Origin of the sequence: Shewanella sp. SM23, from assembly GCF_025654295.1 — a bacterium.
Lineage (GTDB): Bacteria > Pseudomonadota > Gammaproteobacteria > Enterobacterales > Shewanellaceae > Shewanella > Shewanella oncorhynchi.
The window spans coordinates 46,679-67,625 of the sequence record NZ_JAKKRM010000014.1; the positions used below are offsets into that span (position 1 = coordinate 46,679).

At 44.6% G+C, this 20,947-nt stretch carries 21 protein-coding genes; 10 read left to right on the forward strand and 11 right to left on the reverse strand.

Annotation, left to right across the window (positions count from 1 at the left end; all coding sequences use genetic code 11):
- Nucleotides 1–104 precede the first annotated feature (104 nt).
- From ispG to L5L98_RS16095, 4 genes are read right to left on the reverse strand one after another with little or no spacing between them, the layout of a single operon-like run.
- On the reverse strand, nt 105–1,220 hold the full coding sequence (ispG, locus tag L5L98_RS16080; protein WP_105251894.1) for a flavodoxin-dependent (E)-4-hydroxy-3-methylbut-2-enyl-diphosphate synthase: 1,116 nt from the start codon (nt 1,218–1,220) through the stop codon (nt 105–107).
- Between the two features lie 48 nt (nt 1,221–1,268).
- Nucleotides 1,269–2,333, reverse strand: a complete 1,065-nt coding sequence (locus L5L98_RS16085) for a RodZ domain-containing protein (protein WP_131523674.1) — start codon at nt 2,331–2,333, stop codon at nt 1,269–1,271.
- Entirely contained in the window at nt 2,330–3,118 is a 789-nt protein-coding gene (gene pilW, locus L5L98_RS16090) for a type IV pilus biogenesis/stability protein PilW (RefSeq protein WP_028761255.1), read from the reverse strand. Before pilW ends, L5L98_RS16085 begins: the two co-directional genes overlap by 4 nt.
- Before the next feature lie 32 nt (nt 3,119–3,150).
- Entirely contained in the window at nt 3,151–4,272 is a 1,122-nt protein-coding gene (locus L5L98_RS16095; protein ID WP_028761256.1) for a bifunctional tRNA (adenosine(37)-C2)-methyltransferase TrmG/ribosomal RNA large subunit methyltransferase RlmN, read from the reverse strand.
- Nucleotides 4,273–4,423: 151 nt separating this feature from the next.
- Between L5L98_RS16095 and L5L98_RS16100 the strand changes: the two genes are divergently transcribed.
- Together L5L98_RS16100 and L5L98_RS16105 are read left to right on the forward strand one after the other, a co-directional pair.
- Nucleotides 4,424–5,515 (forward strand): CNNM domain-containing protein, encoded by a 1,092-nt coding sequence (locus L5L98_RS16100; RefSeq protein ID WP_028761257.1) that lies wholly within the window; start codon nt 4,424–4,426, stop codon nt 5,513–5,515.
- A 144-nt stretch (nt 5,516–5,659) separates the two neighbouring features.
- A complete protein-coding gene (locus L5L98_RS16105) occupies nt 5,660–7,405 on the forward strand; it encodes a bifunctional metallophosphatase/5'-nucleotidase (RefSeq protein WP_263142348.1) in 1,746 nt (581 codons plus the stop codon).
- 84 nt (nt 7,406–7,489) lie between these two features.
- On the opposite strand, the gene L5L98_RS16110 is transcribed toward L5L98_RS16105, so the two are convergent.
- Nucleotides 7,490–8,383 (reverse strand): LysR substrate-binding domain-containing protein, encoded by an 894-nt coding sequence (locus tag L5L98_RS16110; RefSeq protein WP_113939435.1) that lies wholly within the window; start codon nt 8,381–8,383, stop codon nt 7,490–7,492.
- Nucleotides 8,384–8,566: 183 nt separating this feature from the next.
- Between L5L98_RS16110 and L5L98_RS16115 the strand changes: the two genes are divergently transcribed.
- On the forward strand, nt 8,567–9,010 hold the full coding sequence (locus tag L5L98_RS16115; protein WP_263142350.1) for a DoxX family protein: 444 nt from the start codon (nt 8,567–8,569) through the stop codon (nt 9,008–9,010).
- 13 nt (nt 9,011–9,023) lie between these two features.
- The gene (locus tag L5L98_RS16120; protein ID WP_028761261.1) at nt 9,024–9,734 is read left to right on the forward strand and encodes a pirin family protein; all 711 of its coding nucleotides are present in this window, start codon (nt 9,024–9,026) and stop codon (nt 9,732–9,734) included.
- Nucleotides 9,735–9,969: 235 nt separating this feature from the next.
- Here L5L98_RS16120 and L5L98_RS16125 read toward each other — a convergent pair whose 3' ends face one another.
- The 5 genes from L5L98_RS16125 to L5L98_RS16145 all read right to left on the reverse strand — a co-directional run bounded on the left by L5L98_RS16125 (nt 9,970) and on the right by L5L98_RS16145 (nt 12,630).
- Nucleotides 9,970–10,494 (reverse strand): GNAT family N-acetyltransferase, encoded by a 525-nt coding sequence (locus tag L5L98_RS16125; protein WP_028761262.1) that lies wholly within the window; start codon nt 10,492–10,494, stop codon nt 9,970–9,972.
- A gap of 166 nt (nt 10,495–10,660) precedes the next feature.
- Nucleotides 10,661–11,179, reverse strand: a complete 519-nt coding sequence (locus tag L5L98_RS16130) for a GNAT family N-acetyltransferase (protein WP_263142351.1) — start codon at nt 11,177–11,179, stop codon at nt 10,661–10,663.
- A 189-nt stretch (nt 11,180–11,368) separates the two neighbouring features.
- Nucleotides 11,369–11,671 carry a hypothetical protein gene (locus L5L98_RS16135; RefSeq protein ID WP_006082493.1) on the reverse strand — a complete coding sequence of 101 codons (303 nt, stop codon included), beginning with the start codon at nt 11,669–11,671 and terminating at the stop codon, nt 11,369–11,371.
- Nucleotides 11,672–11,797: 126 nt separating this feature from the next.
- Nucleotides 11,798–12,007: a DUF3820 family protein gene (locus L5L98_RS16140; RefSeq protein ID WP_006082494.1), complete on the reverse strand. Its 210-nt coding sequence runs from the start codon at nt 12,005–12,007 to the stop codon at nt 11,798–11,800.
- Nucleotides 12,008–12,159: 152 nt separating this feature from the next.
- Entirely contained in the window at nt 12,160–12,630 is a 471-nt protein-coding gene (locus tag L5L98_RS16145) for a GNAT family N-acetyltransferase (RefSeq protein ID WP_105251887.1), read from the reverse strand.
- 525 nt (nt 12,631–13,155) lie between these two features.
- Here L5L98_RS16145 and L5L98_RS16150 point away from each other — a divergent pair.
- From L5L98_RS16150 to L5L98_RS16175, 6 genes are all read left to right on the forward strand, one after another.
- Nucleotides 13,156–13,962, forward strand: a complete 807-nt coding sequence (locus tag L5L98_RS16150; RefSeq protein ID WP_263142353.1) for an AAA family ATPase — start codon at nt 13,156–13,158, stop codon at nt 13,960–13,962.
- The gene (locus tag L5L98_RS16155) at nt 13,922–14,368 is read left to right on the forward strand and encodes a CopG family transcriptional regulator (protein WP_212601115.1); all 447 of its coding nucleotides are present in this window, start codon (nt 13,922–13,924) and stop codon (nt 14,366–14,368) included. Before L5L98_RS16150 ends, L5L98_RS16155 begins: the two co-directional genes overlap by 41 nt.
- Before the next feature lie 250 nt (nt 14,369–14,618).
- Nucleotides 14,619–16,022, forward strand: coding sequence for an ABC transporter substrate-binding protein (locus tag L5L98_RS16160; RefSeq protein ID WP_263142430.1), 1,404 nt, complete (start codon nt 14,619–14,621; stop codon nt 16,020–16,022).
- On the forward strand, nt 16,009–17,748 hold the full coding sequence (locus L5L98_RS16165) for a GGDEF domain-containing protein (protein WP_263142355.1): 1,740 nt from the start codon (nt 16,009–16,011) through the stop codon (nt 17,746–17,748). Before L5L98_RS16160 ends, L5L98_RS16165 begins: the two co-directional genes overlap by 14 nt.
- Before the next feature lie 109 nt (nt 17,749–17,857).
- A complete protein-coding gene (locus tag L5L98_RS16170; protein WP_263142356.1) occupies nt 17,858–18,682 on the forward strand; it encodes a zinc-dependent peptidase in 825 nt (274 codons plus the stop codon).
- A 24-nt stretch (nt 18,683–18,706) separates the two neighbouring features.
- The gene (locus L5L98_RS16175) at nt 18,707–19,255 is read left to right on the forward strand and encodes a nuclear transport factor 2 family protein (protein WP_219250972.1); all 549 of its coding nucleotides are present in this window, start codon (nt 18,707–18,709) and stop codon (nt 19,253–19,255) included.
- A 95-nt stretch (nt 19,256–19,350) separates the two neighbouring features.
- On the opposite strand, the gene L5L98_RS16180 is transcribed toward L5L98_RS16175, so the two are convergent.
- Complete coding sequence (locus tag L5L98_RS16180) at nt 19,351–20,826, reverse strand: HDOD domain-containing protein (protein ID WP_113939427.1); 1,476 nt, start codon at nt 20,824–20,826, stop codon at nt 19,351–19,353.
- Between the last annotated feature and the right edge of the window lie 121 nt (nt 20,827–20,947).

Genomic DNA, 20,947 nt, shown 5'->3' on the forward strand with positions numbered 1-20,947 from the left:
CACGCATTATAGGCTTTTGAGCGTAAAACGTAAAACGACCCCGTCGGTTTCGGGGCCTAGCTCAACATCATTAGGCGTAATCTATGCCCAAATGCGGGTACATATTACTCAGTTGTATCTTTGATTTGAATACGGTTCGCCATTTGACTGGCTTTTGCGCGAATTTTCGCTTCGAGGGAATCGACAATGTTGTCGTTGTCAAAGCGTTCTTTTTGACGTTCACCCTCATCATAGTAACCGCTCTTATTGTGCCCACCAGTTAAACCGATGTGCGACACTAAGGCTTCACCTGGGCCGTTAACTACGCAGCCGATAATAGACACATCCATGGCGGTAGTCACGTCTTCGAGGCGACGCTCTAACTCATTAACGGTACTGATCACATCGAACTCTTGACGAGAACAAGATGGACAGGCAATGAAGTTAATGCCACGGCTACGAATACGCAGCGACTTTAAAATGTCAAAACCGACTTTGATTTCTTCGACCGGATCAGCGGCCAAGGAAATACGTAGGGTATCACCTATGCCTTCAGCCAATAACATACCTAAGCCTACGGCCGATTTCACTGAACCCGCGCGCGCGCCACCAGCTTCGGTAATGCCTAAATGCAAGGGTTGACGAATTTGTTTCGCTAATAAACGGTAGGATTCGACCGCTAAAAATACATCGGAGGCTTTAACGCTGACCTTGAACTGATCAAAGTTCAATCTGTCCAGAATATCCACATGGCGCATAGCTGATTCAAGCAAGGCTTCAGGAGTGGGTTCTTTGTACTTGTCCATTAGATCTTTCTCTAGTGAACCACCATTCACACCAATACGGATGGGAATATTATGGTCACGGGCACATTCCACCACGCTACGAATACGCTCTTCATTGCCTATATTACCCGGATTGATTCGAAGGCAATCGACACCGTACTCGGCAACTTTTAAAGCAATGCGATAATCAAAATGAATGTCGGCCACTAAAGGAACATTGACCGCTTGCTTAATGAGTTTAAAGGCTTCAGCCGCATCCATAGTGGGTACAGAGATACGCACTATATCGGCACCGACTTTCTCTAAGGCACGAATTTGAGCAATTGTCGCTTCAACATCTGTGGTCTTAGTATTGGTCATTGACTGAACAGCAATCGGCGCCCCATCACCAATCGGTACATTACCCACATAAATGCGGGTGGAAGGACGTCTTTTTATGGGAGTTTCATTATACATGCTTAATACGCTCTATTTCGGTACGTGCTGCAGATCATTACGCGGTCGTTAGGCTTTAGGCAAGGTTAACCGCGCGACTCGTCCCTTGGGGAAATCCGCTAGGCTAACAATTTGTCCATCTAAGCTTAAAGTCGCTACATGGGGCGCACCTAAAATGACTTTAAACGGCGGTACACCGCTCACTTGCACTGTTGCGCCAGCGCCTTTAACACCATCGACTAATGCTTTACCTTTAGCATCAACAATGTTTATCCAGCAATCACCCGTCAACTGGACATCTATAATCGATTGTCCTGCAACAGCAACCAAAGTACTTGCTGCAGTGGTCGTTGATGTTGTGGTCGGTGAAGGCGTTGCACTAACAGGCTGTTGGACTACAGGAGCTGTCGTTTGCGGAACCGATGGCGTTGTCGTAGTGGCTGCGATTGCTGAACCACCATCTTCATTACTCGTATCAACGGTCTGAGGATAATTATTGTCCGTTGGTCCTGTGCTGACATCAATAGTGCTTGCATCAGTATCTTTAATTGGACCATCGATAGACATTGAGCCGTTTGCGGCAATCTCAGTCAAACGAGGACTGGCATCCGTTTCGGTCAATAACACATCACCTGGAAGCGTCTGATTCGCTGCTGCGACCTCTTCAGCCGTGGGTTGCGACACATCAATAGTGCTTAGCAAGGTCGTTTTTTGCATCCACCAGACGACTAACGAACCGAGTAACACTATGACGATAAAAATACTCAGCCAAGTTAAACGTGTATCGCGAGCTTGATATGTGGTTTTGCGTGAAAAACTTTGCATTGCAGGCTCAGTCACAACTGGCACTTGCTGCACAAGACAAGCTTCAATCAAAGCCGCATCGGCACTGACCATACGCGCGTAGTTTTTCACATAGCCACGTACATAAGTCGATGAGGCAATATTTGTAAAATTGTCAGCTTCAATATCTTCAATAATACGAGGACGTAGATGCAGCTTTACAGCGGCATCTTGAATACTAAGGCCCATTTTTTCGCGGGCGGCTTTTAATAAAGTACCAAGCGTGACATCTAGCGCGACTGATTGCGGTGCTACCGACTCAACTGGCGCATTGGTTTCATGATCTTTCATTGATGCAAATTAACTCTGTATTGCTTGGCCTGAGGTGATGCTGGGAATTTGGCAAGCAATAAAATACCAAATCTCTTCACAGCGGCATCATCATTCACTGCCTGCTCTATTTTGATCCCGAGCGCTAAACTTTCTGGAGTTTGCTCAGCCACTTGGTGATAGCGCGCTAATTGGTTTCGCGCCTGAATAAAGTCACCTTGATCGACTTCTAACTCTGCCAACTCCAGTAATGACACCGAGCGTCTCGGGTCATACTTTAACGCCATCTGAAAATACTGTCGTGCCTTTTCTGCTTGTCCTGCTTCGCGACTACAAAGACCTAAGTTCTCATAGCTTGAGGCAGTGCGCGTATATTTGGGCATTTCAATTGCGGCCAAAAACATTTTTTCAGCTTTGTTGTATTGCTTTTGTTGGCACAAAAACACCCCGAAATTATTCATGGAATCGCCAGAGGCGTCCTTAGTACTAATGGCATTCATGTACGACTCTTCGGTACGCACTAAATCGCCCACGGTTTGATAGTAATAAGCCAGAGCGGTATGCACATCTTCGAGCTCTGGAGCATATTCTAATGCTTTATCAAGATTGTATTTGGCTTGTTCCGTGCTACCTCGATTTAAATAGGTTAAACCGAGCTGCATCCGCTCTCTTGCGGCGGCGACTTTGTCTAACTTTCGTTCCGAAACAGGAATATCTGTCCCAGTATAAGTACGCTCAGTGACGCATCCTGTCATCAATAACGACAGGCTTAAAATCAACGAAAACCTTGGCAATCCATGCTTCATGGGCAAGCCTATAAATCTGTGCAAACAAAGAGTTAATTCATTGTGACTGAAATCTGGTTTTCTTGCATGCGTTTTTTCGCTAAACGTTTCGTTCTGTCGCGAATATCGCCAGCTAACTGACCGCAAGCGGCATCGATGTCATCTCCACGGGTTTTACGTACAATGACAGTAAAACCGTATTCCATAAGAACCTTAGAAAAACGGTCGATACGTGAATTAGATGAGCGGCCATAAGGCGAGCCTGGATACGGATTAAATGGGATCAGATTCACCTTACAAGGTGTATCTTTCATTAACTTAGCTAACTCATGGGCTTGGTCTGTGCTGTCGTTGATATGATCTAGCATCACATATTCAACCGTCACGCGGCCGCGGTTAGCATTTGATTTAGCAATATAGCGACGAATACCCGCTAAAAACTCATCCAGCGGATACTTTTTATTGATCGGGACCAGAATGTCACGCAACTCATCATTGGGTGCATGAATACTGACAGCAAGTGCCACATCGATGGCATCGCCCAGTTTATCTAACGCTGGCACTACGCCTGATGTTGATAAGGTCACGCGGCGCTTTGATAAACTAAAACCAAAATCATCGAGCATGATGTCCATCGCAGGGATCACATTGGCTAAATTGAGTAATGGCTCACCCATGCCCATCATCACGACATTAGTGATCGGACGCTCGCCCGTGTCTTTTGCAAACCCTAAAAAGTGCGACACGCGCCAGATTTGGCCGACGATTTCAGAAACCGTTAAGTTACGGTTAAAACCTTGCTGACCCGTCGAGCAGAAAGTACATTCCAGCGCACAGCCAACCTGTGAAGATACACACAAGGTCGCACGATCATCCTCAGGAATATAAACCGTTTCCACTTCTTGGCCTTGGCCAACATTGATTGCAAATTTTATCGTACCATCGGTCGATTTTTGGAAACTCGAAATTTCTGGTGCAACGATCTCGCAGCGGGCCGCCAACTTTTGACGTAACACTTTGTTGATGTTGGTCATCTCTTCGAAGTCACTGACACCGAAATGATATAGCCATTTCATGAGCTGATCGGCACGAAAGGGTTTTTCACCCATTTCCGCAAATAATGCGCGCATCGCCTTACGATCAAGGTCTAATAAATTGATCTTCTTTTCACTCATATAGCTAACCTCAACACCAAAAACCGGATCCTGCAACAGGGCGGCGAATTATACAGACGCAAATAAATTTTAGCCAGTAACTCAATTCACCTATGATAGAATCTCCAAGGGCTAATATTGGCCTAAAATACGGAGTTGTAATTCCACCTATATGTTAACCCTCATCATTATAGTGCTTGTCGCTGTTGCTGTTTCTTTTCTGTGCAGTGTGTTCGAAGCTGTTCTGTTATCGGTTACCCCAAGTTATATCGCATCACTCGAACAAACTGACAGTGCCGCAGCCGCGCGCTTGCGTAGATTGAAAGAGAATGTCGAAGCCCCTTTGGTGTCAATCCTTACCCTAAATACTATCGCTCATACCGTCGGTGCCGCCGTTGCAGGTGCGCAAGCGGCTAAAGTATTTGGTGACGATATGTTAGGTGTTTTCTCGGGCGTATTAACCTTTATTATCCTGTTTTTCTCAGAAATAATTCCTAAATCATTGGGTGCAAACCATTGGCGTCGCCTCGCACCAAGTGTTTCTGTTGCCGTACTGTGGATGAAGCGTACCACTAAACCGCTAATCTGGATGTCACAGCAAGTCACTCGCCTAATGGGCAAAGGTGATGAAGGCCACTACATACGCCAAGAGATGAGTGCTATGGCTAAAATTGGCCATGAATCCGGTGAGCTTGATGAGCAAGAGTCAAAAATTTTGACGCAAATGCTGAAGGTGCGAGATATGCCAGTCACGGCGATCATGACGCCGCGCACTGTGATGTTTTCTTTGCCCATAGATCTCACCCAAAATGAGTTTGTGCGCCAATACCGCGACAAGCCTTTTACCCGAATTCCAGTTTACGACCAAGATCATGATGATGTGATTGGTTACATTACCCGCACCGATGTATTGCTAGCAGAGCGTTACACGCCAGAAGCACCGATTGGTGAACTTAAACGGAGTTTATTTGTGGTGCCTGAAACTGCAAAAATTCTGCCACTTTTTGAGCGTATGATTAAGCGTAACACCCAAATTGCGATGGTGGTCGACGAGTACGGCAGTAGCCAAGGTATCGTAACTCAAGAAGATATCATCGAATCTATGTTAGGATTAGAGATTGTCGATCTAAACGACCCCGCGACCGATATGCAGCAATTGGCACGTAAACTTTGGACTAAGCGCATGAAGCAAAAAGGCATTCGCCTATCCGATGACGGTGATTTTGAAGCCGCATCCGATGATGACGAAGCCAAATCCGGCTGAAGGCTAACCAAGTTTAGTGCTTGTTAATATAAAGGGAGCCTAGCTCCCTTTATTCTTTTAGAATGCGGATGACTCAGAACCCTCTGAAACTCGCATTTTCAGGTTGCTTGGGTATATACTCACCCGCCGTAATAGAGGTAAGTTATGACACAGAGCTACACACTCTCACTCGCGCACATTAATGACACCCATTCGAATTTTGAACCCTGCCGCGTCCAATTTAGCCTTAACATAGGCCAACATAAGCTAGATGTGACCAGCCATAGCGGTGGTTATGCCCGCATCGGCCATCACATCACAAAAGCGCGTCACACCGCTGAACAAACCAATACGCCTTTTATTTTCCTGCATGGTGGTGACAGCTTCCAGGGCACGCTGTACTTCAGCCATTTTAAAGGTAAGGCAAACGCCCACTTACTCAATCTGTTGGCACCTGATGCTATGGTCATTGGCAACCACGATATCGATGAAGGGAACGCCAGACTTGCCGAGTTTGCCAAGCAAATTGATTTCCCATTACTTGCAGGCAACATGGATTTAAGCCAAGAGGATCTCAACAAACCCGGTTGTCTGCGGGGTTTGCCTAATATCTTGGATTATGATCATGAGCAAAAACGCGCGAAATACCTGCTTAAGCCCTTCCACGATAAGACATTAGCCATTGTCGGTATTACCTTAGATCAGATGAAAGAGATCGCTCGTCCCGATCCTGACACCCATTTTGTCGATGCTATCGCCACTACCGCGCACACGATTGAGCACCTTAAAAATCAAGGTATTAAGCATATTATCGTGCTCAGTCACTTAGGCTTAGATCAGGATAAACGCCTCGCGGCTGAAGTCGATGGTATTAGCCTTATCGTCGGCGGTCACACGCATACGCTACAGGGGGATTTTCGCGCCTTAGGTTTGAGCAACCTGCCCTACGGTGAAGTCATCAATAACACGCCCATAGTGCATGCGGGTAAGTATGCCGAAGTCGTCGGCTTAGCCGAGATAACGTTTGACGCTGATGGGAAAGTGCTGAATTTAAAGGGCGGCAACTACTTCATGCTAGATCAACACTTTATCTTAAGTGCTAACACGGCCGTCGATAACCAAGATTACCAAGCTGTGCGCCAGCAGCTTAATCAGCATCCGAATATCTTTTGGGATGATGCCGATGCCGATATCGATGGCGTGATCCGAGATATCTACAAACCGGCTATCGCAGAGATGGAAAACAAAGTGTTAGCACTGGTGCCGAAGAACTTAGTCCATACCCGCTTACCCTCTAAAGCCCTGCCCCACGGCAGTGAAATAGCACCTTGGGTGAGTCGCAGCATGTTCCAAGAAGCCAAACTGGTCGACCCAAGAGTGAACTTTGCTCTGCATAATGCTGGCGGTGTGCGCCAATCGGTGGCCCAAGGACAATTGACACTAGCCGATGTGATGGGGCAATTACTCCCCTTCGAATTACCATTAGTTAAGTATGAAATTCAAGGTCAGTTTCTCTATCAAGCGCTCGAATCGGCGATTAACGCGGCAACCAACAACAGTGTCCGTGGTACAGGTGCGGGTAGTTTCCCCTACACTTACGGCCTACGGTATTACTACGATGGGCGACGCCCACTGGGTGAACGTTTATTCAGACTAGAGATGATGCAGCAAGACAGTCAATCTCTTTGGTATCCGGTTGAGCCTGAGTCACTGTATGTCGGGGTATCGACCTCTTACACTGCTGCGGGTAAGGAAGGCTATCATCCATTGCTGCAAGCCCGCTGGCAGGAGTCGATGGAGTCACTGACTTTGCCACAGGCCTTTATTCGATTCTTGAATCGCTCACCGAATTTGTCTGATTTATTGTCACAGCATGTGCATTACACCAGCCACAGCCAACGTATAGGTTAGGCGCTATGATCCTCATGGCGTAAGCATTAATGCTGTGAGGAACAAAGTGAGTGGTTGCTTACAAAGCGCTAAACAAACTTGAGCTTAAAATTGCCAATCACATTGCGGTAAACGCGCAGTAAACCAATCCTGCGCCTTGCCTTCAGCATATTTACGCCATGCCATAAACACAGCTTGCGTTGGGCGCGGCATTTCCACATGACAAGCCACTAGGCTTCCCGCCGCCAACGCATCTAAGATCAAGTGCTTTGGAATGTAACCCACACCTAATCCCAATTGCTGCGCCTTAATTTTGGTCTGCATGTTCGGCACACGGATCACTTGGCGACTATCAAATAAACCACTTGATCGCTGTGCTAGGGCGGTCGAACTGTCTGCCACCACAATAGAAGGAAATTGCAACAATGCCTCAGTCGGAATTGGGCCAGCATGTTGCGCCAATGGATGCGAAGGATTTAAAGCAAATACAAACTCCAACTCCCCAATTTCCACCACGTGATATTGGCCTTTGGGCAACTCCCCTGTTACGCCGATAGCGATATCGGCACGGCCAGAATAGAGCGCATCCCAGCCGCCACCTAAGGACTCTTCGCTGATATTCACAGTCACTTGCTTACCCAGCTCAGTAAACTCACCAATCAACTGCAGCAGGGGTAAATCCGGCACCACTGTATCTATGGCTAAGGTCAATGAAGACTCCCAGCCTGTCTCGAGTTGACGCACCGCCTCTTCGAGCCTTGATGTTGCCGCAAGGATTTCTCTGCCTTGGCGCAGCACAAGTTGACCGACTAAGGTCAGCTCGGCGCGCTGGCCCTTACGTTCAAATAATTTTGTGCCTAAATCGCTTTCCAGTTTCTGCACTGTGTAGGTCAGTGCCGATGGCACCCGAAACAAGGACTCGGCAGCAGCGGAAAAACTGCCTTTTTTATCAATGGCATCGAGTACGATTAATCCATCAAGACTAATAGATGGCAACATATAAACCTCATATTCAAATTATTTGAAATGGACATTGAAAATGTTCCGATTTTCTTTGCCAAAGGTCAAGTCTACACTGCTTAGCAATGGAGAAGTTCTTCGGAACTGTAGCCAAACTGACTTAAGACTGAGTGAACAATACCCTTAACTATTCGTTAAATAATTTGAAATGAGGAATATCCCATGAAAGCACTGATCACAAAAACACTGAAATCAGCCCCGAGTTTTGCCCCACTGGCACTGCGCATTCCTATCGGGATCATCTTAATCGCCCATGGTTCACAAAAACTGTTTGGCTGGTTTGGCGGTTACGGCTTAGAAGGCACTGGACAATGGATGGCATCCATTGGTTTGACACCAGGTTACTTAATGGCATTGATGGCAGGTTCAAGTGAATTCTTCGGCGGCCTGTTCCTGTTGCTCGGTCTGCTGACTCGCCCAACGGCCTTCGTCTTGTCATTCACTATGGTTGTGGCGATTTTCTCGGTACATATAGGCAACGGTCTGTTCCTTGCCAATAACGGTTATGAATTTGGTCTCGCCCTATTAGCAGCCACAGTCTCATTGACGGTGTCAGGTGCTGGCAAATTCGCTGTAGATAACCTATTCGCTAACCGCATCAAATAAAGGGGAAAGCAAGATGATCACATTAAGAAAAGCACAAGATCGTGGTCAAGCAGACTTAGGCTGGCTAAAGAGTCAACATACCTTCTCTTTCTCTAGCTATTATGACCCAGAGCACATGGGGATATCATCCCTAAGAGTCATCAACGATGACAGAGTGGCACCCGGCGCAGGTTTTGATACCCATGGTCATAAAGACATGGAGATCATCAGTTACGTGATATCCGGCACTATCGCTCACAAGGATAGCTTCGGCAATATCAAAACCTTACCCGCAGGAGAGTTTCAATTGATGTCCGCAGGTAAAGGCATTTACCACAGCGAGTTTAATGCCTCTAAAACTGAGCCGCTGCACTTTTTACAGATTTGGATCCGCCCAGATACTTTAGGCATAGATGCGGGTTATCAGCAAAAGGCATTCGAGCAAAGCTCACCACTGACGGCCGTGGTGACACCAAACGGTGAAAATGGCACGCTCAAAGTGCAACAGGATGCGACCCTATATCGTTTAGTGTTGAGTGAAGGCGAAAAAGTAACGATGGACAGAAGCGCTGCTCAAGCAAATCGTCATCTGTATGTTCAATTGATTGAAGGTACGTTGGATATCAATGGCACAACACTCACGGCTGGGGATGGCGCACATCTGACACAACTCGCAAGTGTCGACTTTACTGCAACAAGCGGCCCAGTTACCGCATTAGTGTTCGATTTATCGCCTAATGCGTAATACAAGTGATTTAACAAAGCGATTCAGTAATTCAGCTTCACTATTTATTAGTTATTAGCAAACTACCAAGCAAACGATTGAGTAAGTGATTAGATGCCAGCTTGATAAGCACTCACCAAGAAGCACTGCCACAAGTCATCTTTGGCAGTGTTTTTTATTGGCGCTTCTATGGCGATGTTATAAAGCAGTGCTAACGGCTTCGTTTAGCTACCAGAACAGCCCTTGATAAGCTGAGTTAGAGGGCGAGCGTCATGCTGAAGTTAACCAACACTTGAGCTTGGCCCTGTGCTTTATCCGTCGCATTCAAAAAACGCTTATGTTCATTACGACGAATACTGCGAAATCCCTGTTTCTCAAAAAAAGGCCGCGCGAGATAGGATGCTTCAACCGTTAATCGTTTCAGCGCTAAGATTTTAACTTCTTCAAACAACGCAAAATACAAAGAGGTAGCCACCCCAGAACGGGCATATTCTGGATGAACAAACAAACATTCCACTTCAGCAGCGGCTTCAACATCGCTGTCGGTGCCTATCTTAAGATTGATAAAACCCACCAGCATATTATCGGTTTCGGCAACCCAAATAGTGGTTCCCTGTAAGCGTTCAAGCCAATAGTTCTCACTGCGGATCTCACCTTCGATATAAGCCCAAGCAGAGCGCTCGGCAAACGAGTAAAACTCGCCAGAGCCTTGCATTACACTCGCCTCAAAGATTGCCGCCAACTGCGAGACATCCGATGGCGTAAATAGTCGAATCTTCATTCTCTGCCCTCCATCTTGAATCATTAATTGACTTAGATTAACCGAATTCTAATTTAAGCTAAACAGTGCTTATTTAGTTTAATAGTGTCACTAAACGGCGTTAAGCTAATGTTTTACTGTGGAATACCTTACATCACTTTCTAGCTGAAACCATAGTAAACGCGCGTTAAATATTCTTTCCTATATTCTTTTCCATATAGAAACCGGGGATCACTTGCCCAAGTTTTTGCTGATAACTGCGCTGTATTTGAATAAATCCCATCCGAGTAAACAACCCTTTAGAGAGATAAGATGCGTCCAAGCTCAAGCGCACATAGCCTTGTGCCTTAGCCCAAGCTTCTAAAACAAGATAAGCGCGCTCACCTAATCCCTGACCTTGATAATCTGGATGTATATATAAGCTATCTAAGTAACCTTGGCGGGGGAAATGGGTTTCGACATTGATAAAACCGCAACAAACTGAAGAAGCTGTCGCTTCATCTATGGCTAAAACCACCCACGCCTTCGAGCGGCTTAACCGTAAATCCCAATGTTTAGCCGATCTTGGCGCCGCAGACCAAGCCATAAGCTGCGCCTGCGCATAACGAACATGGGTAATGCTGTGCACGCAAAGGTGAAATAACTCACTCACTTCACGTGAATAACATGACTGATAAGGCTGGATCTCGAACTGTTCAAACGCCATAACTTGAGTGATCCCCTGCTGAGTAATAACGGCTAGAAAAATAGCCGCTATTTTGCCGCCTTTGTCCCCATCGAGATAGTCACAAACTCAGATTTAGCGGCATTGAACGCTAAAAACAAAAACGGCCTCGAAAGTATCGAAGCCGTTGAATTAAAGAGGCGCACAGGTTAGCGCACTCGATACTGCTGACTATTTCTTATCGATTTGGCCAACAAATAACAGTTTATCAAAGGTGCGGTTCAAGGTTTTGCTGGTGAATTCGTTCATCCACATTTGCTCAACCACAGCCACTTTATCGCCTTTGCTCACTTCAGTTTGAGGACCCGCGGCCCAAAAAGTGGTATCAGCTTCTTTAATCTGTACGTAGGTGTAACCACCACCGTTCATCGTATCAACAACAGTACCTTCGTGGGTGACACCCTGAGCCCAAGCACTTGACATGCCTAACGCTAAAGTCGCTACTGCCGCTAATTTTACCCATTTTGCCATCATGCCTGCGTTCCTTTTGTTTTGCTAATATGCTGCATTAAAGCACGCTAAAAACAATAAATCGCTAATCTCTATCACGAAATACAACACTTATCGCAAAAGCAGTATTTTTCTTAAAAGACGGGAACTTCATTTCAACAGCGGTTTTAGCATGCCTTCTAAACCATTAAGCTTGATTTCGTACATTAGGGCTAATTGCTCACCGAGTTTTCCCTGGGGGAAACCTTGCTTATGGAACCACACCAAATAAGGTTCGGGTAATTCGAGTAACTTACGTCCAGCGTACTTACCAAAGGGCATTTTTTGATTTACAGCGTCGATGAGTAGTTGCTGATCCATAAATTGTTATCTCGTGCAGGTTCATCCCGATAATCCCACGGATGCTACAACATAAGCCAATTAATGTCGCCGTTAACTACGCAAAAGTAACTATATACCCAAGGGCAAAAATACGCGCTAGCTAACACCTAAAAGGCATTCTCACATGAATATTAAGCGATAATTTTTAACAAATTAGGCCCTAAATTAGCGCAGGGAGCATACTGAAAACCATATTCACTACATAAGCGCTCATGCTCACCATGGGCGGTCATACTGACACAAGTTCCCGCACTCGCATGGTCATCAACAAAGGCCATCACCCGCTCAAGTATTATCTTTGCTAGCCCATAAGATTGGTATTCGGGTAAGACGATAAAATCTTCAATCATCAAATGCCCGGGCTTGTTGCCATAAACACACGCCGTTGCCAATAGATTAGACTTAGCGGCCCCAGCGCCGGCATGCTCCAATTCAGTCTTGTCACTTAATCGAATAGAGACCCAGAACAATGCCTGTACATCCGCAAGTTCAACGCCAATAGAAGGGAGGCCAACTGTGGCCCGCAGATTAAGTAGTTCATGAAATAACGGTGCAGTTTCAACGAGTTCAAACTTAATAGGCATAATAGTTTTGATATCCATTTGGCATCCCTTCTCCATGGTTGAAATTTCAAGCGATTTAGACGTCAGTCTATAGAGATGATAAAGCCAGCATTTGGCAGTTTGATGACAAGTGCCTCACCAAACAAGACCACTTTCGACTGAGAAGCTGATAATTTACTCAGATCAGTTAATAACATTTAGAAATATAAAATTAACATTTGTACCAAGGAAGAAATAAAAAACTACACCCTAAGTCCTATGCACAGTTACCGATCACCACAAACAACCCTTTTAGCTGACGGATAACAGATAAAACAATGTAAAACCAATAAGATAAAAAACATTTTTATAAATCCCTCGTCTCATCTTTTTTGTCAAATTAACGACATATGACCAGATACTGACAGAAAAACGCCTACGACAATTTAATTAAAAAACGTCAAAAATCAGCCAATTGACCGAGATTAACATTAGGTTTACATTCGATTTCGGACATCAATGCGGATAGCTCCAAACACATCAACTCGCTGCACAAGGGTCATCAAAAGAATTAAGGAATGCGTCATGATAGTCTTAATCGGTGGAGAAAAAGGCGGCAGCGGTAAAAGTTGCTTGGCCCAAAATATAGCTGTATTTCTAACCACAGAATGTAACGCCTCGGTCATTATGGTGGACTGCGATCCCCAGCGCACCACCTCTGACTGGATCCATGCAAGAAACAACAATCCGCAACTGGCCAGCATCAATTGCGTGCAACTTTACGGTAAGATCCGTAATGACTTACTCAGTCTTGAGCAACACTATGATGTCGTTCTCGTCGACTGCGGTGGTCAAGATAACCTAGCGCTACGAGCAACCATGTCAGTCGCCTCTTACATTTTAATGCCCTTAAGACCTAAGCGCCGCGATTTAAAAACTGTGTGTCACATGGACGATATCGTCGCGACGTGTAAGATGATTAATCCCAAGTTACAGGCATCTTTTGTGATCACCCAATGTCCAAGTCTACCCAATCAAGCTAACCGAATTTTAGAGGCCAAAGAAGTCTGTAAAACCTATGATATCCATGTCCTTGACGCGATAACTTACTGTCGTAATGTTTATGATGACAGTGAAGAATCAGGATTATCGGTAATTGAAATCGAGCCCGCAGGAAAAGCAGCCGAAGAAATTCGCACTATCGCCTGCGAACTATTCCAAGTCGATTGTGCTGCCAGCTTAGCCAATCTCCTACATCCCGCGATACACGCTCAGGGGGTGAGTCAAATGCATCATCATTTGCCCCATCAAACTCAATCCACTCACACGACTACTCAACGAAGGGGGCAAAATGGGACTCAGCGATCTCAAGAAAAACGCTATGTCATCTAGCAGCTTACAGCACTCGCTTTCGTTAGATGAGTTTATTGAAGCGGCAAACTTGTACGCAATGGGACAAAGTCTGAATAAGATAAAAAGTAATCTAGATCATAAAGCAGATGCAACTGTCACAAAAACCACAGATATAACTGACATGGCGCGGAGCCATTCCAATGTGTTGAGCTTGCACAAACAAAGCCTAGAAACAAACGTATTATTCCCGGCAAAAGTAGAAACTAAAACACACTATCGCAAAGCAACATTTTCCCTCAGTGAAGCGGCTATAACCCATCTTGCTACACTGGCAGAAGAAAGCAGTATATCCAAATCAAAGCTGCTCCGACTCTTGATTGAACAACACTTCGACCTACCTATTGCCTTGAGGCAATTACGAGAACAACAACGCCAAAACCGTTAACGATTCGCACTACTCCCACCCTTTTCCGGTAACTTAGCTAAGATCGAGTTACCGGCTTTTTGCTCAACAAGTAAAAAAACACAATAAAAACCATCATAAAATCGCGGCATAAGTTCTGATCCCACCTATCCTTAAATATACATAATGCTGAATTAATGATATTAACTCAGAGTCAACGCGTAACATTAAGGTGTTATTTTTGTTAAACCAGATCAGATTTATTTTTCTTTGTTTAACCGCAGCGATAATGATGCCCTGTTACGCAGAATTTTCATTGGCACAAATCCCGCCGCTAACAAACAAAACCCCCATCACTTTGGTCGCTGAAAAAGGATTTTGGACCGACTATTTAACCCAAGAAATGTTACCTAAATTCACCGCTAAAACCGGCGTAAAAGTGCAGGTGGTCAGTACTGAATTAGAGGATATGTTTAACTTACAGACCCAGAATTTACTTCAAGGTTCAGGCAAATACGATTTACTTACAATGGAAGCGGGCTGGGCTAAAGAATGGGCTGCCAATGGTTATACAGTGCCCTTAATTGAACTCGCTAAACTTTACGATCCCGATGGCGAAAAGGCCATGGAGAAATACCTAGAACCCTATTACCCATCGCTACTTAACATCTTGTCCTATCAAGGTGAAATCCATGCTATTCCCTATAACAATTATGTTATGGGAAATCATTATCGAGCAGATCTCTTTGATAATAAAACTGAAAAAGCTCAGTTTCTGCGTCAGTTTGGCTATCCACTCGCACCAGCAAAAACCTTAACAGAGTTACGAGATCAAGCTCAGTTCTTCACTCGTAAAGCAGGCACTATATTAGCGGATAAAATACTGACTCATGACTTTTACGGTCTAGCGCTAATGTCGGGTGATAAACCCCATATTAACGATGAATTCTCTAGCATGATTTGGAGCTTAGGTGGCACTTGGATGCAGCCCGTCTATAACAGCCAGAAACAGATCTCCCATTTTGAAGTGCCCACCATCAACCATGAAGCCATTGAAGCGGCCAAGCAATATCGCGAATTAATGCCCTATGCCGTTCCCGCTAACGAGCAGTTTGCTTTCAATGAAGCAGCAAATGCTATTGCAACAGGTCAAGCGGCTATGTGGCCTTTTGCCTACAATAATCTGTGGTATAAATCCTTTAAAGTTGAACAGAACATTCTCGGCGCGCGTCTAGCCGTAAGCCAAGTGCCTGGCGGTTATCCCTACAATGGCGCTTATGCCTTTGCCGTTAGCTACGACAGCAAAAACCCTCAAGCTGCCTATTGGCTGCTCAAATATATGGGCACCTATGAGGCACAACATGCCTATGCTATGGGGGGTGGTAATCCCTGTCGTATGGATGTAGTAACAGCCCCAGAATTTGAAGATGAATCTTTAAAAGGCATAGCAGGCGCATTTGAGGCAAGCCACATAGCCAATATGTTTTGGTCTACTAAGGTCTTATCCTTTGGGCATTTCACCAGTACTGCCATGGGACAAATTTACCCTGAACTCAGCCACGCCTGTTTTAGCGCAAGCCGCAGACCCGCTAACAGTGAAGATATTTTCATTAAATTAAGTGCAGAGATAAAACACCTCCAAAATACCTATGGAGAGGTACCTGCTATTGACAAAGAAAATAATGCCAAGCACTAAACCACTGAAAAGTTTGAAACAAAAAATAACCTCAGCCTTCTATATCATAGTGGGCATGGCGCTATTAAATGGTGTTGTCGCCATACTACTGTCACAGCAACTCAAATCAGAAATTGAACACTTAGTCGGGGTAGATGTGGTAAAAGTCACCACTGCGCTGCAACTGGCAAAAAACAGTGAAAAACTACAAATCATTACTGCACGCTTGAATAATTATTATGATGAAAAACAAAGAACTAGCCTGTTAGGCGAACTTTCCGCACAATGGGAATTACTCATCAATGACTCACGTCTACTGGCCTCAATAGAAACTTCTACTGTCAATAAGCAAGAATTAAATCACGCCTTAGATACTCAACTGTATTACTTACAACAACTGCCATTACTCAACACGTTAACCGATACTGCCTTACAAGCCAATTCACAGGCAGCCAATATTCAAGCCAACTTAACGTCAATGGCGTCGGGATTTAGCGATGAAATGCAAACCCAATTTCAGCATATTAATACGGACTCTGAACGTCAGCTTAAGCTGAGAAACGTTGACCAGATTGCTTTAAATATCAATACCAATCAGCAGCTATCTTTATTTAGTCATCTAGGAGAACACTTATTTACCCAGTTAACTCAAGTGAATATCATCGACAATCTAGTTGAACTAAACCAAACCCAAAGAGATGCTATGCGACTGCTGTTAAGCATGGAGGCTATGCTTGATAGTATCGGTGGCGATAAAAACTTATATTTTAATTTGTTATCACAAATAAAACAGACCATGGTCGGTGAAGACAACCTCTTTGAACTTTCTCGCAAAGCAATTAGAAGCACTCATATCGCCAATGCGCATTTAGAATACCAAGCTGATGCCGCACAAATCGTTGCGACCTATACGCAGGATCTCGTTAACCAAGTTGAAAATGAAATTCAGCAAACAGGCCGCGAACTTAAAAACGATAGCACCGCATTTATCGTATTAATTTTCTGCAGTGGCATCTTATATTGCTTCTTCATCTGGCTCACCAGTTGGCACTTTATCACTAAGGGAATCATCAAGCCTGTCATGGCGACTCGAGATGCAATGAATGCCATTGCCAATGAAAAACTCGACGCCAGAATGCCTGTCACTGATAACTTAGAGCTCCAGCAAATGGTGAGCTCCTTAGAGACATTAAAAAGCTACGCAGCTCAGGTTAAAGGCATGGCCGAAACCGACGGATTAACTGGCTGCTATAATCGCCGCTATTTAGATTTACAACTCCAAAAAGAATTAGAGTATGCAAGGGACCACAACATGCCCCTAGGTATAATTCTGTTTGATATTGATAATTTTAAACAATTTAACGATAGGTATGGTCATGTCGCAGGCGATCAATGTCTTAAGAAAATCGTGAATGCCGCCAAATCGATCTTGAAACAACCCACTTACATGCTTGCCCGCTATGGCGGAGAGGAGTTCATGATAGTACTGCCATCGAGCAATCTCGAGGAGGCATATCATTTTGCTGAAATATTACGCAATAAAATCATCAATTTAAAAATACCACATGAAGACTCCCCCCATGACGGCATACTGACCATCAGCGCTGGTATTACTTGCTGGGAGCGATCACAACCTATGGATACGAATAGCTTAATTAATCAAGCTGATGAGGCTCTCTATCACGCCAAACTAACAGGTCGCAATCGTACAGAGACACGACTAAACCAACCAGTTCGCTATTCCTAACCATAAAATGCGGCGACTGTTCAGTTTCTTTTTTCACCAGAGGATTGAGTTAAGCTAACTTCACCCCCATTAGCTAATACTAAGTTAATCAGGATAAAGTCAGGGAAGTATGCTCGCTATTGTTATCACGCTTATCCTAGGAGTTGGCGCAATTACCTGGCTACTGTCGAGTCGTTGGCGCAGGACCTTACATCGTCGACGAGTCACGATGAAACCTTTTCCAAAAGAATGGCGCAGCATTCTCAAAAAAAGACTGCCTTACTTCCATGCTCTACCCGCAGATCTACAACTGCAACTCAAACGACATATCCAAATTTTCATCGATGAGAAAGTCTTTATCGGCTGCGATAATTTTGAGATCACGGATGAAGTAAGAGTCACAATCGCGGCCCAAGCCTGTCTACTGCTACTCAATCGTAAAACCGACTTTTACCCCAAACTGAAACAGATTTTGGTCTATCCCGATGCCTTTATCGTCAATAATCAACATAAAGACACTAGCGGTATCGTGTGGGAACAACGCAATGTGCTGGCAGGGGAATCATGGGAATACGGTAAAGTTGTGCTCTCATGGAGAAATACTTTAGACGGCGCCGCCGATCCCCATGATGGTAATAATGTCGTAATCCATGAGTTTGCCCATCAGCTCGATCAAGAAGATGGCCAAGCCAATGGCGCACCCATTCTGCAGCATTTTGCCGACTACAGCACTTGGTCTGAAGTGCTAAGTAGGGAATTTACCCAGTTACAACACAGTGCAAATTTTGGCACCCCCTCATTATTTAATTATTATGGTGCGACTAATCCCGCTGAGTTTTTTGCCGTCATCACCGAAGTCTTTTTTGAGAAACCAGAGGATTTTTACCAACAACACCCAGACTTGTATAGAGAACTGAGCCGCTTTTATCAACTCGATCCGATAAACTGGCATTAACCCATAAATGTAGAGGCACGCAAAATGCTCAAAGACACTCATGCATTCTCAGTTAAAGGTTCCAATATTAATCGCGCTACCTTGGGGTTACTGCTCAGCGCGTTAATGCTTGGCGGCCTTAATGTAAGCGTACAGGCACAGGACTCGCTAACACAAAGCACTCAAACGACTTCGAATCCTGATCAACAAGCGGCGGCTCACGTATTAGATTTACTCAACCAATATTCAAGCGATGCCAATTGGGATAAATACTTTGCCCTGTACCGAAAAGACGGCATTTTTATTGGCACGGATGCGAGTGAGCGCTGGGGAATGGCGGAATTTGAACGTTACTCCCGCCCCACAAAAGGTTGGCGCTATGATTTAACTGAGCGTCATTTAATCCAACACGGCAATGTCATATTGTTTGACGAGTTATTAAATAGTCCAGCCTATGGCGTCAGTCGAGGAACAGGCACTTTAATCAAAACCAATGGCAACTGGGAAATAGCGCAATACCATTTAAGCTTTCCCATTCCTAATGAGGTAGCCAAGCAAATAACTGCCGAGATTAAAGCCGTAAACAAACAATAGCGCAGCACTCCCCAAAATACGGTTTGAAAGAGTGCAATTCCGAAAGAATACAGTTTGAAATTAAATCACTAAAAGTAATCACTTAAGTTATACCACTATCTCAAAGACACAGTAAAACACACATTCGCCAATTGGGAGAAGTGGATGAAACTTTGAAAATCCACGTCTTCAAATGCCCTTTCCGAAGGGCCCCTATCCGCATAATAAAACCCGATCACTTTACTATCGACTAATAATGGTGCTAATAAAAAGCCTTGACGTGACACATGTTGCGCTTGTAATTCTTTACACTGCTCTTGCCATTTCTTAGAGCTAGGATCATCTACCCAAAGCGGTAACTTATGCTCCATCGCTTGGTAAAATAATCCCCGCCTATCGCTCAAATCGATAATAAACTCTTGCTTAATGGCATCTGCATCACGACCTAATATCACCCTAGGTTGAAGTTGTTTACGGCTTGGTGACAATAACAGCACGCCGCACCGGTCAACGCCAACGCCCTCAAGTATACCTTCGAGAACCGTTTGCATGATTTGGTTAAAATCGGCTTTATTAATGGCGAAGCCTGTTAATTCTCGTAGCTTAGCTAACTGAATATTCAAGTTAACTTGATAGACAGGCATATCTAACGGAATGGGAAGTGGAACAGGTTTAACTGTGACCATACGCTTAGGATCTGGTAGATAGTCTAGCAACACCTTAGCACCATATACTTCAGCTAACTTATGGGTCGCATTCGCGCAGCGTTGCATCCGCACCATAAACTCATTTTCTTCTAGTCCAGTAAAACTCGCCGCTTGCGTGATACGTTTCCCTAATTCCTGCTTATCAAGATTAGGTTGAGATAAAATATCGCAGAGCTTATCCGCAATAAAAATAGACCGAATTTCAGGTCTTTGGTCTTCAGGATTATTAACTGCATGGACCAACAGTTCTCCCAATCCCCAATTGCGGGCAATACTTTGAGTTAATAGTGAAAAAGAAGTGCCGAGGGCTTCGCGGGTTATACTTCGTTCCTCTGCTGGCGTTGCACATTCACGCAGTTTTAGATCTAACTCTTCGGTGAACTCACCACCAATACTCCAAAAAGCGCTCTCACCTATGTGATACAGTAAAGAGGCTATAAAAGCTTCCTCCTGCATTTCTTCGTCATAATGGCTCAACATCATCCGTGCAATCATGGCGGCTTGAAATGCTTTAGCCATCAACTTTATTAATCTTTGATATACGTTAGGTGCCAAATTTTTACTCTCTAACAAGCTTGAGAGTAACTTGGCTGTGATACAGATATTTCGCACCGCATCGAAACCAAGCACTATAGCCGCTCGGCTGACAGTAGAGATTTGGCTACTACCTTTATGGTAAATAGCGCTATTAGCAACTCGAAGAATACGAGAGGTTAAGGCGTTATCGTGCATCACGCTACGCCCGAGTAATGCGAGAGAGGAAACGTCATCCTTGGCGAGCTTTTCTAGCGATTTAACAGTCGAACACAGTGCTGGCATTTCTAATTCACTGATCCGATTTGTCCAATAATCGACCCCTTTATTAGTATTGTTATTAGGTTTCAACCTAAAGTTACCTTAGCGATATAATCTTGTTGTTTTTAGTATAGATAAACGCAAACATTTCGCCTGTTGTCTAAAGCTTGTTTTAGCAAATCATTCATTAATTGCTTAATAATTCAACATT